General features: G+C 49.7%; 13 protein-coding genes and 1 pseudogene. 9 read left to right on the top strand and 5 right to left on the bottom strand.

The window, feature by feature from the left end; translation table 11 throughout:
- Window positions 1–109: 109 nt before the first annotated feature.
- Both rhaS and rhaR read left to right on the top strand, forming a co-directional pair.
- The gene (gene rhaS, locus C4F37_RS15735; protein WP_001540290.1) at window positions 110–946 is read left to right on the top strand and encodes an HTH-type transcriptional activator RhaS; all 837 of its coding nucleotides are present in this window, start codon (window positions 110–112) and stop codon (window positions 944–946) included.
- 73 nt (window positions 947–1019) lie between these two features.
- Window positions 1020–1868: an HTH-type transcriptional activator RhaR gene (gene rhaR / locus C4F37_RS15730; protein WP_001298410.1), complete on the top strand. Its 849-nt coding sequence runs from the start codon at window positions 1020–1022 to the stop codon at window positions 1866–1868.
- On the opposite strand, the gene rhaT is transcribed toward rhaR, so the two are convergent.
- A complete protein-coding gene (rhaT, locus tag C4F37_RS15725) occupies window positions 1865–2899 on the bottom strand; it encodes an L-rhamnose/proton symporter RhaT (RefSeq protein ID WP_000063507.1) in 1035 nt (344 codons plus the stop codon). The two genes, rhaR and rhaT, sit on opposite strands and share 4 nt — an antisense overlap.
- 285 nt (window positions 2900–3184) lie before the next feature.
- Between rhaT and sodA the strand changes: the two genes are divergently transcribed.
- The 3 genes and pseudogenes from sodA (at window position 3185) to yiiM (ending at window position 5870) form a co-directional block, all read left to right on the top strand.
- Window positions 3185–3805 (top strand): superoxide dismutase [Mn], encoded by a 621-nt coding sequence (sodA, locus tag C4F37_RS15720; protein WP_001298417.1) that lies wholly within the window; start codon window positions 3185–3187, stop codon window positions 3803–3805.
- A 259-nt stretch (window positions 3806–4064) separates the two neighbouring features.
- Window positions 4065–5047 (top strand): annotated as a pseudogene (kdgT, locus tag C4F37_RS15710) (2-keto-3-deoxygluconate transporter).
- A gap of 148 nt (window positions 5048–5195) precedes the next feature.
- The gene (gene yiiM, locus C4F37_RS15705) at window positions 5196–5870 is read left to right on the top strand and encodes a 6-hydroxyaminopurine reductase (protein ID WP_001540294.1); all 675 of its coding nucleotides are present in this window, start codon (window positions 5196–5198) and stop codon (window positions 5868–5870) included.
- A gap of 171 nt (window positions 5871–6041) precedes the next feature.
- On the opposite strand, the gene cpxA is transcribed toward yiiM, so the two are convergent.
- Complete coding sequence (gene cpxA / locus C4F37_RS15700) at window positions 6042–7415, bottom strand: envelope stress sensor histidine kinase CpxA (RefSeq protein WP_000580417.1); 1374 nt, start codon at window positions 7413–7415, stop codon at window positions 6042–6044.
- Window positions 7412–8110 carry an envelope stress response regulator transcription factor CpxR gene (gene cpxR / locus C4F37_RS15695; protein WP_001033719.1) on the bottom strand — a complete coding sequence of 233 codons (699 nt, stop codon included), beginning with the start codon at window positions 8108–8110 and terminating at the stop codon, window positions 7412–7414. Before cpxR ends, cpxA begins: the two co-directional genes overlap by 4 nt.
- A 149-nt stretch (window positions 8111–8259) precedes the next feature.
- Here cpxR and cpxP point away from each other — a divergent pair, with 149 nt between their 5' ends.
- Window positions 8260–8760 (top strand): cell-envelope stress modulator CpxP, encoded by a 501-nt coding sequence (cpxP, locus tag C4F37_RS15690; RefSeq protein ID WP_001223800.1) that lies wholly within the window; start codon window positions 8260–8262, stop codon window positions 8758–8760.
- A 185-nt stretch (window positions 8761–8945) separates the two neighbouring features.
- On the opposite strand, the gene C4F37_RS15685 is transcribed toward cpxP, so the two are convergent.
- Complete coding sequence (locus tag C4F37_RS15685; protein WP_000023384.1) at window positions 8946–9926, bottom strand: phage integrase; 981 nt, start codon at window positions 9924–9926, stop codon at window positions 8946–8948.
- A 69-nt stretch (window positions 9927–9995) separates the two neighbouring features.
- Window positions 9996–10289 carry a helix-turn-helix domain-containing protein gene (locus C4F37_RS15680; RefSeq protein WP_001192857.1) on the bottom strand — a complete coding sequence of 98 codons (294 nt, stop codon included), beginning with the start codon at window positions 10287–10289 and terminating at the stop codon, window positions 9996–9998.
- Between the two features lie 152 nt (window positions 10290–10441).
- On the opposite strand from C4F37_RS15680, the gene C4F37_RS15675 reads away from it, so the two are divergent.
- Genes C4F37_RS15675 through C4F37_RS15670 form a run of 3 tightly spaced genes read left to right on the top strand, consistent with a single transcriptional unit; the run spans window position 10442 to window position 11384 of the window.
- Window positions 10442–10714 carry a Cox family DNA-binding protein gene (locus tag C4F37_RS15675; RefSeq protein ID WP_000453534.1) on the top strand — a complete coding sequence of 91 codons (273 nt, stop codon included), beginning with the start codon at window positions 10442–10444 and terminating at the stop codon, window positions 10712–10714.
- Window positions 10690–10887 carry a hypothetical protein gene (locus tag C4F37_RS27565; RefSeq protein WP_001333116.1) on the top strand — a complete coding sequence of 66 codons (198 nt, stop codon included), beginning with the start codon at window positions 10690–10692 and terminating at the stop codon, window positions 10885–10887. The genes C4F37_RS15675 and C4F37_RS27565 overlap by 25 nt, the downstream gene beginning before the upstream one ends.
- Window positions 10884–11384, top strand: a complete 501-nt coding sequence (locus tag C4F37_RS15670) for a hypothetical protein (protein WP_000217670.1) — start codon at window positions 10884–10886, stop codon at window positions 11382–11384. The genes C4F37_RS27565 and C4F37_RS15670 overlap by 4 nt, the downstream gene beginning before the upstream one ends.
- Window positions 11385–11412 lie beyond the last annotated feature (28 nt).

The following is an 11412-nucleotide window of genomic DNA, read 5'->3' as shown; positions in this document are numbered from 1 at the left end:
GTATCTTGAAAAATCGACGTTTTTTACGTGGTTTTCCGTCGAAAATTTAAGGTAAGAACCTGACCTCGTGATTACTATTTCGCCGTGTTGACGACATCAGGAGGCCAGTATGACCGTATTATATAGTGTGGATTTTTTTCCGTCTGGTAACGCGTCCGTGGCGATAGAACCCCGGCTCCCGCAGGCGGATTTTCCTGAACATCATCATGATTTTCATGAAATTGTGATTGTCGAACATGGCACGGGTATTCATGTATTTAATGGGCAGCCCTATACCATCACCGGTGGGACGGTCTGTTTCGTACGCGATCATGATCGGCATCTGTATGAACATACCGATAATCTGTGTCTGACCAATGTGCTGTATCGCTCGCCGGATCGATTTCAGTTTCTCGCCGGGCTGAATCAGTTGCTGCCACAAGAGCAGGATGGGCAGTATCCGTCTCACTGGCGCGTTAACCACAGCGTATTGCAGCAGGTGCGACAGCTGGTTGCACAGATGGAACAGCAGGAAGGGGAAAATGATTTACCCTCGACCGCCAGTCGTGAAATTCTGTTTATGCAATTACTGCTCTTGCTGCGTAAAAGCAGTTTGCAGGAGAACCTGGAAAACAGCGCATCACGTCTCAACTTGCTTCTGGCCTGGCTGGAGGACCATTTTGCCGATGAGGTGAATTGGGACGCTGTGGCGGATCAATTTTCTCTTTCATTGCGTACGCTGCATCGCCAGCTTAAGCAGCAAACGGGGCTGACGCCTCTGCGTTACCTGAACCGCCTGCGACTGATGAAAGCCCGACATCTGCTACGCCACAGCGAGGCCAGCGTTACTGACATCGCCTATCGCTGCGGATTCAGCGACAGTAACCACTTTTCGACGCTTTTTCGCCGAGAGTTTAACTGGTCACCGCGTGATATTCGTCAGGGACGGGATGGTTTTCTGCAATAACGCGAATCTTCTCAACGTATTTGTACGCCATATTGCGAATAATCAACTTCGTTCTCTGGCCGAGGTAGCCACGGTGGCGCATCAGTTAAAACTTCTCAAAGATGATTTTTTTGCCAGCGACCAGCAGGCAGTCGCTGTGGCTGACCGTTATCCGCAAGATGTCTTTGCCGAACATACACATGATTTTTGTGAGCTGGTGATTGTCTGGCGCGGTAATGGTCTGCATGTACTCAACGATCGCCCTTATCGCATTACCCGTGGCGATCTCTTTTATATTCATGCTGACGATAAACACTCCTACGCTTCCGTTAACGATCTGGTTTTGCAGAATATTATTTATTGCCCGGAGCGGCTGAAGCTGAACCTTGACTGGCAGGGAGCGATTCCGGGATTTAGCGCCAGCGCAGGGCAACCACACTGGCGCTTAGGTAGCGTGGGGATGGCGCAGGCGCGGCAGGTTATCGGTCAGCTTGAGCATGAAAGTAGTCAGCATGTGTCGTTTGCTAACGAAATGGCTGAGTTGCTGTTCGGGCAGTTGGTGATGTTGCTGAATCGCCATCGTTACACCAGTGATTCGTTGCCGCCAACATCCAGCGAAACGTTGCTGGATAAGCTGATTACCCGGCTGGCGGCTAGCCTGAAAAGTCCCTTTGCGCTGGATAAATTTTGTGATGAGGCATCGTGCAGTGAGCGCGTTTTGCGTCAGCAATTTCGTCAGCAGACTGGAATGACCATCAATCAATATCTGCGACAGGTCAGAGTGTGTCATGCGCAATATCTCCTCCAGCATAGCCGCCTGTTAATCAGTGATATTTCGACCGAATGTGGCTTTGAAGATAGTAACTATTTTTCGGTGGTGTTTACCCGGGAAACCGGGATGACGCCCAGCCAGTGGCGTCATCTCAATTCGCAGAAAGATTAATTCGCCATGCCGATGCCGACGATGTTAGCGGCGACAATAATCACCACACAACCGAGGCTCAACACCGTTACCGGACGGCGTCCTGCATTGTTCCACTCTTTCAGCACCAGCCCGACGATACCGCCGCACAATACATAGAAGCTCATATGCAGCATCCAACTGATGTAGTCATACTGCGCCGGAATGCGGGCGTGGCCCCAGGCATAGAAAAAGAATTGCAGATACCACATCAACCCGCCCAGTGCTGAGAGTAACACGTTGTGAATGATCAGCGGTTTTGCCAGCGAGAAGTCGGCTTTTAGCGACAAATCCTTCACTTTTGCCAGACGAATAAAACAGAAACCGAGGTTAATGATCGCGCCGCCTCCCATGATGACAACATAGCTTGGCAGAGCGACATACAGGGGATCGACGCCCAGTGCGGCAGCGGCTTCATGCATCGGTTTTGCGGCGTTCATCGCAAAGGACATCCCGGCAGAGAAAATGCCGCACATCACCGCCAGCACCAGCCCTTTTTTCAGGTTGAACTCTTCGGCTTTAATGCCCATCTTGCGCTCTTTCAACTGCCCGGCGCGAGTCACAATCCCTACGCCAATCAGCGCCACCAGAACGCCGAGCAACGTCATGCGTCCGCCTTCGGTATTAATCAGAACATCGAAATTGCCGTTGATAATTGGCGTCATCAGCGTACCGACAATCAACGTGATACCAATGGCGATACCAATCCCCATCGACATGCCGAGATAACGCATGGTCAGGCCGTAGTTGATATTACCGATCCCCCACATAGCGCCGAACAGAAAAACAGGCAGCAGCGTAGAGAGACTAAACGAGCTGTAATACGCCCAGAAATTCGGCAGTAACAGGGCGCTGATGGCCCACGGCAGGATAATCCACGAAACAATCCCACCAACTGACCACATGGTTTCCCATGACCATTTTTTTACTTTTTTGAACGGAGCGTAAAAACAGGCTGCACTGGCCGCGCCGATCAAATGCCAAAATATCCCCATCGTAATCGCGTTACTCATCTTCTTATCCTCATCATTTTTTCGTCGCGTCACATCTCCGACGAGATGAGTGTAAAAATTGAGCTGTCGATTAACCTTTCGCCTGTTGCCGCCGCTGCCGATTTACTGGCAATCACGGCATTAAGTGGGTGATTTGCTTCACATCTTGGGCATTTTCCTGCAAAACCATACCCTTATGAAAAGTACGGCATTGATAATCATTTTCAATATCATTTAATTAACTATAATGAACCAACTGCTTACGCGGCATTAACAATCGGCCGCCCGACAACACTGGAGATGAATATGAGTTATACCCTGCCATCCCTGCCGTATGCTTACGATGCCCTGGAACCGCACTTCGATAAGCAGACCATGGAAATCCACCACACCAAACACCATCAGACTTACGTCAACAACGCCAACGCGGCGCTGGAAAACCTGCCAGAATTTGCCAACCTGCCGGTTGAAGAGCTGATCACCAAACTGGACCAGCTGCCAGCAGACAAGAAAACCGTACTGCGCAATAACGCTGGTGGTCACGCTAACCACAGTCTGTTCTGGAAAGGTCTGAAAAAAGGCACCACCCTGCAGGGCGACCTGAAAGCGGCTATCGAACGTGATTTCGGTTCCGTTGATAATTTCAAAGCAGAATTTGAAAAAGCGGCAGCTTCCCGCTTTGGTTCCGGCTGGGCATGGCTGGTGCAAAAAGGCGATAAACTGGCGGTGGTTTCTACTGCTAACCAGGACTCTCCACTGATGGGCGAAGCCATTTCTGGCGCTTCCGGCTTCCCGATTCTGGGCCTGGATGTGTGGGAACATGCTTACTATCTGAAATTCCAGAACCGCCGTCCGGACTACATTAAAGAGTTCTGGAACGTGGTGAACTGGGACGAAGCAGCGGCACGTTTCGCGGCGAAAAAATAATCATTTGACGCCTGCTGCAATGAGGCGTTTACGCCGCATTGCAGCTTAAAAAATGAACCATCGCCAACGGCGGTGGTTTTTTTGTGATCAATTTCAAAATAAAAACAATGATCCGATAAAAATAAAACAGCATTTCAATTGATGTGGTTTTGATCACTTTTATTGATCAAATGAATGTCTATCTTCGTTTCCATCAACACTGATGCTCCGTTGAGGAATGACGCATCAGCCCTTAAAAATATGCCGACAGGTGATGGAAATGCAGATAAAACGCTCGATTGAGAAAATCCCGGGGGGATGATGCTCGTCCCGCTATTCCTTGGCGCACTGTGCCACACCTTCTCGCCGGGGGCGGGGAAATATTTTGGATCATTCACCAACGGGATGATTACCGGTACGGTGCCCATTCTGGCGGTGTGGTTTTTTTGCATGGGGGCGTCAATAAAATTAAGCGCGACGGGAACGGTACTGCGTAAATCCGGTACGCTGGTGGTAACTAAAATTGCCGTCGCGTGGGTGGTTGCGGCAATTGCCTCGCGCATTATTCCGGAACATGGTGTTGAAGTTGGATTTTTTGCCGGACTTTCAACGTTGGCGCTGGTGGCGGCGATGGATATGACCAACGGCGGACTTTACGCTTCCATCATGCAGCAGTACGGCACAAAAGAAGAAGCTGGGGCATTTGTGTTGATGTCGTTGGAGTCCGGGCCGCTCATGACGATGATTATTCTGGGCACTGCCGGGATTGCCTCGTTTGAACCGCATGTTTTCGTCGGCGCAGTATTGCCGTTCCTGGTGGGCTTTGCCCTGGGGAACCTTGACCCTGAGTTACGAGAATTTTTCAGCAAAGCGGTGCAGACGCTGATTCCATTCTTTGCCTTCGCACTGGGCAATACCATTGATTTGACTGTAATTGCCCAGACAGGTTTGCTGGGGATCCTGTTGGGTGTGGCAGTAATTATCGTGACCGGTATTCCGTTGATTATCGCCGATAAATTGATTGGCGGTGGCGATGGCACTGCCGGAATTGCTGCTTCCAGTTCCGCAGGGGCCGCGGTAGCGACACCTGTGCTGATTGCTGAAATGGTGCCTGCGTTTAAACCGATGGCTCCGGCAGCAACTTCGCTGGTCGCGACGGCGGTCATTGTGACTTCGATTCTGGTGCCAATTCTTACCTCTATCTGGTCACGTAAAGTCAAAGCCAGAGTGGCGAAAATCGAAATTTTAGGCACGGTAAAATAAACCTGCTTCCTTAATCCCCACAGCCGGATGAACTAACGTTCGTCCGGTTTTCAATTGCGTTTCTGCCTGGATACTTACCGCGAAAACAGCACGCCTGACATAAAATAAATATGGTCTAATGGGAAAATTTCTCGTGGAGAGGGAACAGATGCGATATCCGGTTGATGTATACACAGGCAAGATTCAGGCTTATCCCGAAGGCAAACCCAGCGCAATTGCCAAAATCCAGGTTGATGGTGAGTTGATGCTGACGGACCTGGGGCTGGAAGGTGACGAACAGGCGGAGAAAAAGATCCACGGCGGGCCAGACAGAGCGCTGTGTCATTATCCTCGTGAGCATTATCTCTACTGGGCGCGGGAATTTCCGGAACAGGCGGAGCTGTTTGTTGCGCCTGCGTTTGGCGAAAATCTCTCAACCGACGGTCTGACGGAAAGTAATGTTTATATTGGTGATATTTTCCGCTGGGGAGAGGCATTAATTCAGGTCAGCCAGCCACGCTCACCTTGCTATAAACTCAATTACCATTTTGATATCAGCGATATAGCGCAGTTGATGCAAAACACGGGTAAAGTGGGGTGGTTGTATAGCGTAATTGCACCAGGGGTGGTATCTGCTGATGCGCCGCTGGAGTTGGTTTCCCGTGTCAGCGATATGACCGTGCAGGAGGCTGCCGCCATCGCATGGCATATGCCGTTTGATGACGATCAGTATCACCGTTTACTCTCCGCCGCAGGGTTATCGAAAAGCTGGACGCGAACGATGCAAAAGCGCCGACTTAGCGGCAAGATCGAAGATTTTTCCCGCCGTTTGTGGGGAAAATAACCCCGGAGTGTAGGCCTGATAAGACGCTATCAGCGTCGCATCAGGCATCCTGCTCAAATGCCGGATGCGGCGTAAACGCCTTATCCTGCCTACAAAACCCATAAATTCAACAGGTTTTGTAGGCCTGATAAGCGTAGTGCATCAGGCATTTTTTTTACCTGAATGTTGACGTTATGACCGCTTATACAGCGGCAACCAAATCACCAGCCGTAAACCGCCCAGCGGGCTGTCTTCTGCCTTCACCCAGCCACGATGCTGCTGAATGGCGGTTTCTACAATCGCCAGCCCCAAACCTGTACCGCCAGATTCACGATCGCGTGCTTCATCGGTCCGATAGAACGGACGGAAAATCTGTTCGCGATCTTCCGGGCTAACGCCAGGACCATCGTCGTCCACCGTAATGGTGATACCGTCTTTATCTACCGCAAAGCCCACTTCAATCTTCGTATGGGAATAACGCAGAGCATTACGAACAATGTTTTCCAGCGCACTTTCCAGGGCGTTCGGGTTGCCGTACAGCGGCCACGGCCCAGGTGGGAAGTTAACCGTCAACGACTTGCCCATTTGCTCGGCTTCGAACGCCGCGTTATCCAGCACTTCACTCCACAACTGGTTGGCTTTGATGGTCTCGCTAACCAGCGCATTTTTCTGCTGATTACGTGACATCACCAACAGATCGTTGATCATGCTGTCCAGACGTTGCGCTTCGGTTTCAATACGCTCCAGTTCCTTGCTTTCACCGCTACGACGGCGCAGTAACGCCGTACCCAGTTGCAGACGCGTCAGCGGGGTGCGCAGTTCGTGAGAGATATCAGAAAGTAGACGCTGCTGAGAGGTCATCATGCGCTCCAGCGCGGTGACCATCTGGTTAAAACTGGCACCGGCGGCAAGGAATTCCTGTGGCCCCGCTTCCAGTTCCGGGTGCTGGCGTAAGTTTCCCTGGGCAACTTCATCGGCAGCGTTTTTCAGCTTACGCGCCGGTTTTGCCAGACTCCAGGCCAACCACAACAGCAGCGGCGTACTGACCAGCATGGTGACAATCAGCAGTAATAGCGGGCGGTCAAACAGTAAGTTAATGAAATCGGATTGAGAACTGCTGGCCGGACGAATCAGATAAAGTTGGTAATTATCTTCGCCATCACGCACGGAGAACGGACCGACCAGTTCCACGCGGCCATACTTTTTCTTCTGCGGATGATCGGCGTTATCGGCCTGACCAATAAAGTTACGAATGATCTGCATTTCGCTGCGTTCAGCGCCGATCACGCGGCCTTCGGTGGTCACCAATAACAAACGCTGTCCTGGCGGTGCCCACTTATCAATCGCCCGGAACAGACGCCGCCACCACATTAAATCGTTGGGCGGATCGTTCGCCAGCTCCGCTTCGACATGCTGCTCAATCATCAGACCCTGACGCTGTTCGCTATCCAGAAGCTCGGTCATCTGGCGTGAATCGAGCTTGGGTAACATCAAAACCAACATCAACACCAGCGCCAGCGTCAGCCAGAAGATGGCGAAGATGCGCGCGGTTAAGCTGCCTATCATGAAGCAGAAACCATCAGATAGCCGCGACCACGCAGGGTTTTAAACCACGGGTGACCATCTTTACGATCCGGCAGTTTACGACGCAGGTTGGAAATGTGCATATCGATAGCGCGGTCGAAAGGCGTCAGGCGCTTGCCCAGCACTTCCTGGCTTAAATGCTCACGGGAAACCACCTGACCCAGATGCTGTGCCAGCAAATAGAGCAGGGTAAACTCAGTACCGGTTAACTCCAGTGTTTGCCCGTCGAAGCTGGCTTCCTGGCGACCAGGATTGAGACTTAAGGCATCAACTTCCAGTGTCGGTGAACCGTTGTCGTTGTTTTGCTGTTGTTCGCTCCAGTGCGAACGGCGCAGGATCGCGCGAATACGTGCCACCAGCTCACGATCATTAAACGGTTTTGGGAGATAGTCATCTGCGCCCAGCTCAAGCCCGAGAACGCGATCAAGTTCACTGCCGCGCGCCGTCAACATAATGACAGGCGTCTGGTGTGTCTGGCGAAGTGCTTTTAATGTGTCGATACCATTTTTCTTCGGCATCATTACATCAAGCAAAAGTAAATCAATGCTGTCGTCCAGAAGATCAAGCGCCTGTTCCCCATCGTGGGCAACAATCACGTTGAAGCCTTCCATCTCGAGCAGCTCCTTTAATAGGGAAGTCAGCTCTCGGTCATCATCAACTAACAGGATTTTATTCATTGTTTAAATACCTCCGAGGCAGAAATTACGTCATCAGACGTCGCTAATCCATGACTTTACGTTGTTTTACACCCCCTGACGCATGTTTGCAGCCTGAATCGTAAACTCTCTATCGTTGAATCGCGACAGAAAGATTTTGGGAGCAAATGATGCGCATAGTTACCGCTGCCGTCATGGCCTCAACGCTGGCAGTCAGTTCATTAAGCCACGCTGCTGAAGTCGGTTCAGGCGATAACTGGCATCCGGGTGAAGAACTTACGCAGCGCAGTACGCAGAGCCATATGTTCGACGGCATAAGTTTAACCGAACATCAGCGTCAGCAGATGCGAGATCTTATGCAACAGGCCCGGCACGAACAGCCTCCTGTTAATGTTAGCGAACTGGAGACAATGCATCGCCTTGTCACCGCAGAAAATTTTGATGAAAACGCTGTGCGCGCACAGGCAGAAAAAATGGCGAATGAGCAAATAGCTCGTCAGGTTGAGATGGCAAAAGTCCGCAACCAAATGTATCGCCTGTTAACGCCGGAGCAGCAAGCGGTTTTAAACGAGAAACATCAACAACGAATGGAGCAGTTGCGCGACGTGACGCAATGGCAAAAAAGTTCATCGTTGAAGCTATTGAGTAGTAGCAACTCACGTTCCCAGTAGTAAACCCTGTTTTCCTTGCCATAGACACCATCCCTGTCTTCCCCCACATGATGTGGGGGTTTTTTTTATCAATCACTTACATCAGTTTCCGTAAGAAAACAGTAACTTAAGAAAACCTATAAGGGACTGGAAGGGCTACAAAGTTCTGAGAGTGTGGACACTATGTGGACACTCAGAAGGGAAATTTATAACGTCACTCCGCCTTTTAGAGGATTCAGCGCGACGGCATTTTGCAGGTAGTCAGGCGCAAGGTGCGCATAGGCCATCGTCTGCTGAATGCTCGCATGTCCCAGAATCTGTTGCAGTGCGATTATATTGCCCCCATTCATCATGAAATGGCTTGCGAATGTATGCCGCAGGATGTGGGTTGCCTGATTGGGTGGTATATCTGGCTTCACTCTGCGTAAAATCCCGCAAAACTTCTCATAATCAACTTTGAATAATTTAGCGCTGGCCTCCTCTTTAACTTTTTTCTCCAGTTCCTCAGAAATCGGCACGGTTCGCTTTTTACCGTTTTTGGTTTTCAGGAAGGTAACCCTGCAATTTGTAATCTGTGCTGGTTTTAGCGTGGCAACTTCCGTCCATCTTCCTCCAGTGCTCAGACATAAAAGTGCGACAAGTAAGTCATCACCATCCAAAACATTTAACAGTTTTTCGATTTCTGCTTTTTCCAGGAACGTCATTTCAGGGTTGGCCTCCGCCAGTGGCGGCAGTCCGTGAATTGGGTGTTGCCCGGAAAATTCATCCAATTGAATTAATTTTGTGAACATGCCGGATAATCGGTACATGTCACGGTTTATCGTTGCGGCACTGATACCATCACGTAGTCGCATGGAACGATAATCCATCAAAGCTCTTTTGCTCATCCGGCTCACTGGTATATCACCTATGCCGCTGATGGTTTTGAGCAGATGATTAAACTCTTTTGTTCCATGCTCGTGGTTTTGCCCGTGATATTTCCACCAGATGTCCAGCAACTCACTCAAAGTTCTGCGATCTGCTCGCTGACCTGCCCATTCTTTCTGGCTGGCGTAGGCGATTGTGTATCGCTCAAATGCTACAGCCTCAGCTTTTCTTTCAAATTTCCTGCGGATGCGTTTTCCGTCGCGACCGCGAGGTCTAATGTCCACTTCATAGCGTCCATCATCGAGCTTCTTAATTGACATAAGAAAGCCCTCTGACGCTGTATTCACCATCTTGGTAACAAATGGTGAAAATATAATGTTTATAGAGTGTTAACCAGTCTGTTTTTCGGAGTGGTCTGATTCTGTTGGTTTTTGCCCAATGTGTGCGAGAGCCGGCGCGATCTGACCAGCTTGTGGTGACGTATCACCAGTCATTAACCAGAGCGTATATTTTTTAAATAAAGGCGTATTTGTGACTCGCATAACGATGCTGAGACCAGGGTCTTTATGCCCACTTTCGTAATTTTTGACTGTTCCTAGAGCTATCCCGCTAATTTCGCTGAATTTCGCCTGTGTTAAGCCTTCTGCTTTCCTAATCGCTTTCAGTTTTTCGAATGTCTGCATTTGACAGTAACCTATTGGTGACTTATATTCCCGTCAAAAGGTTGTGTATTGGTGACCTTTTGAGTGTGTTAGCCAGTCCCTAGAAAGGACAGGGGCGACCTAGAAGGGACTGGATCTAATAAGGGTAACACGAAAGCAAAAAGGGCTAATCAATGGAAGTCAATGACTATGTGATTCAGTACCCGATTGATGCGGTACATACGGTTAAGTTTGCAGAGTTACTTGGTAAGCCAGAAACGGCTGTAGTCAAGATGGTAAAAGAGAATAAATTGCCAGTTATTGAGCTTCGTGATCCAAGTAAGCCGAACGCTCGTGTCGGTGAGAAGTGGGTTTTCATTCCAGAGTTTAATCGCGCTGTACGAGAGGCGTTTTATAACCGACCAGTTGAACAGCGTGATGCATGGCTTTTGTGGATGGGGTTGTGATTATGAGTGAACCGCGTTGTATTGCTCAGTTACTGCGTAACGAAAGCCCAAGGGCGATTGACTTCACCATCACCCACGGTAAGGGGCGTAAGGGAATCATTATCCGCACCAAAAAACAGAGTCCGTTAAAAAAGGCTCTGACCTTTCTGAAAAGCCGGAGGGTATGGAAATGACAGTGATGACGCTCAATCTCGTTGAAAAACAGCCAGCAGCTATGCGCCGGATAATTGGTAAGCATCTTGCCGTTCCTCGCTGGCAGGATACATGTGATTATTATAATCAGATGATGGAGCGCGAACGGCTAACGGTTTGCTTTCATGCGCAGTTAAAACAGCGTCACGCAACGATGCGTTTTGAAGAAATGAACGACGTCGAACGTGAACGGCTGGTTTGTGCAATTGATGAATTGCGTGGGGCATTCTCAAAACGCCGTCAGGTTGGCGCAAGTGAGTATGCATATATTAGTTTTTTAACAGTCAGTCAGCGTCGCACTTTATTTATGCATGCCGGATTGACTGAAAAAGAATTCAACCAGCCATACTGGCGAATTAATGAAGAGTCATGTTACTGGCGTGATGCTTTATTCCGTGCATTACGTGAATTATTCAGCCTGTTTGAGTATGCACCGACAATTCTGACGTCGGTAAAACCAGAGCAATATCTGCATTAAGTAATTAACCAGAGTTTTTAACGCACTT

The sequence above is a fragment of the Escherichia sp. R1 genome (genome assembly GCF_003000935.1).
Lineage (GTDB): Bacteria > Pseudomonadota > Gammaproteobacteria > Enterobacterales > Enterobacteriaceae > Escherichia > Escherichia coli.
The sequence above is the reverse complement of the archived record's forward strand: the minus strand, read 5'-3'. Positions and strand labels throughout refer to the sequence as shown.

Excerpts from the sequence above, each read along its gene's own strand:
- rhaS (WP_001540290.1), top strand. The coding sequence starts at position 110 with ATGACCGTATTATATAGTGTGGATTTTTTTCCGTCTGGTAACGCGTCC.
- rhaT (WP_000063507.1), bottom strand. The coding sequence starts at position 2,899 with ATGAGTAACGCGATTACGATGGGGATATTTTGGCATTTGATCGGCGCG.
- sodA (WP_001298417.1), top strand. The coding sequence starts at position 3,185 with ATGAGTTATACCCTGCCATCCCTGCCGTATGCTTACGATGCCCTGGAA.
- yiiM (WP_001540294.1), top strand. The coding sequence starts at position 5,196 with ATGCGATATCCGGTTGATGTATACACAGGCAAGATTCAGGCTTATCCC.
- cpxA (WP_000580417.1), bottom strand. The coding sequence starts at position 7,415 with ATGATAGGCAGCTTAACCGCGCGCATCTTCGCCATCTTCTGGCTGACG.
- cpxR (WP_001033719.1), bottom strand. The coding sequence starts at position 8,110 with ATGAATAAAATCCTGTTAGTTGATGATGACCGAGAGCTGACTTCCCTA.
- cpxP (WP_001223800.1), top strand. The coding sequence starts at position 8,260 with ATGCGCATAGTTACCGCTGCCGTCATGGCCTCAACGCTGGCAGTCAGT.
- C4F37_RS15685 (WP_000023384.1), bottom strand. The coding sequence starts at position 9,926 with ATGTCAATTAAGAAGCTCGATGATGGACGCTATGAAGTGGACATTAGA.
- C4F37_RS15680 (WP_001192857.1), bottom strand. The coding sequence starts at position 10,289 with ATGCAGACATTCGAAAAACTGAAAGCGATTAGGAAAGCAGAAGGCTTA.
- C4F37_RS15675 (WP_000453534.1), top strand. The coding sequence starts at position 10,442 with ATGGAAGTCAATGACTATGTGATTCAGTACCCGATTGATGCGGTACAT.
- C4F37_RS27565 (WP_001333116.1), top strand. The coding sequence starts at position 10,690 with ATGGCTTTTGTGGATGGGGTTGTGATTATGAGTGAACCGCGTTGTATT.
- C4F37_RS15670 (WP_000217670.1), top strand. The coding sequence starts at position 10,884 with ATGACAGTGATGACGCTCAATCTCGTTGAAAAACAGCCAGCAGCTATG.